Here is a 252-nt window from a genome sequence, read left to right on the forward strand (position 1 = left end):
GAGTATATTGAAGGAACCAATGTTAGATTTAATTCGAATAATATGGCGATATATTGGAATAGTAGAGCATCTTTATTTTGTTCAACTGAATTAAACTCGAAATCACAATCGCCTGCATTAGGTTTGGGACATGAGTTTGCTCATGCGCAGTATTACCTTCTTGATAAGGAAAATTTCATGGCTCTTTTAAGCCGAACAGATAAGAAATATGAGAATAAAGAAGAGGCAAGGGTTATTACAATAATTGAATCG

General features: G+C 33.7%; 1 protein-coding gene. It reads left to right on the forward strand.

Annotation, left to right across the window (positions count from 1 at the left end; translation table 11 throughout):
* Positions 1–252: hypothetical protein (locus RTW80_RS30085; protein ID WP_312721837.1), on the forward strand; the 252-nt coding region annotated here is incomplete at both ends.

It is taken from the genome of Escherichia sp. AM3 (assembly GCF_032029835.1).
In the GTDB taxonomy this organism is placed as follows: Bacteria; Pseudomonadota; Gammaproteobacteria; order Enterobacterales; family Enterobacteriaceae; genus Escherichia; species Escherichia coli.